We start from the raw sequence: 1,156 nt of genomic DNA on the forward strand, positions 1-1,156 counted from the left end.
CTACCGACCTTGAATGCGTGATGTCGTCATGGTGGAGCGGGTCGAAGTCCCGTGCCGGTGAGGCAGCCGTCGAGTGCGTCGCTGCGGTACTGGAGTTTGCGTAGGCCCTGCCGGACGGCGGTGATGAGGTCTTCGGGGTCGGCGAACGCGCGGTTGGCCAGGGTTGTGCGACGGAGGATGGACCAGATTCCTTCGACCGGGTTGAGGTCGGGTGTGTAAGAGGGCAGTTGGTAGACGGTGAGCCAGTCGTGGGCGGCGATGTAGCGGCGCATTCCTGCTGCCAGGTGGGTGTCGAGGTTGTCCCACACCAGCACGATCGGGCCGCCGAGTTGGTGATGAGCGGCCTGGACGAGGTCGCGGTAGTCGGTCCAGGCGAAGCTCTTGCGTCCGTCCGGACGGCTGTCGGGACGGGGGCGGTAGATCAGTCGGGACGGTTGTCCGGGTTTGTAGCAGGCCAGGGCAGCGATCGATAAGCGGCGGCGGGAGCGGCCGCGGACCCGCACGATCGGTGTGTGGCCGCGCCGGGACCAGGTGCGGGTGGTGGGCGGCGTCATCGAGAAGCCGGCCTCGTCCTCGAACACGAGCCAGGCGTCGAGCGCCGCCGCGGTCATTCCACGTGCGGCCAGGTCTCCTTCACCCAGCCGGCCACCGCTGCCTCGTCACGCTCGACGGCCCGGCGGGCGGGGACCTGGCAGGTCCAGCCGTGCCGCTTGAGCAGGGCCGCGACGCCCTGAACCGTGTAGCTCTTGTGGAACCGGCGTCCGATGAGGGTCTTGATCCGCGACAGAGTCCAGGTCTGGTCCGGCCAGCCATGCGCGAGAGGTCCCCTGTCCAACTCCCGTTCCAGCACCGCGAACAGTTCGTCGCTCAGCACAGGCAGCGAGGCCGGGCCCTTCGACACCAGTGCTCGCGGGCCTGCTTCCGCCCACGCCTTCCGCCAGCGTTGCACTGAACGAACGGTGACCCGCAGGTCACGGGCGACGACCGCGGTGTCGTCACCCCGGGCGAAACGCCCGGCGGCCTCTCTCCGAAGCCGCTCGCGAAACGCCCGACGCTCGGCGGTCAGCCCGCCACCCTGCGCGTACCTCATACAGACGGCATACCGCCGGGATCATCAACTGTCAGCCCCCACGACACCCCGCTTTGAAGGTCAGTA

The 1,156-nt window shown here is 68.6% G+C and carries 1 protein-coding gene; it reads right to left on the bottom strand.

Annotation, left to right across the window (positions count from 1 at the left end; genetic code table 11):
* Positions 1-26 precede the first annotated feature (26 nt).
* Positions 27-1,090, bottom strand: a protein-coding gene (locus ACWD0J_RS41305; protein ID WP_451501010.1) for an IS630 family transposase whose coding sequence is annotated in 2 segments (ribosomal slippage) — positions 27-644 and positions 647-1,090 — 1,062 coding nt in all. Because the reading frame shifts where the segments join, the coding sequence is not laid out codon by codon here.
* Positions 1,091-1,156: the final 66 nt, after the last annotated feature.

It is taken from the genome of Streptomyces sp. NPDC003011, assembly GCF_053591515.1.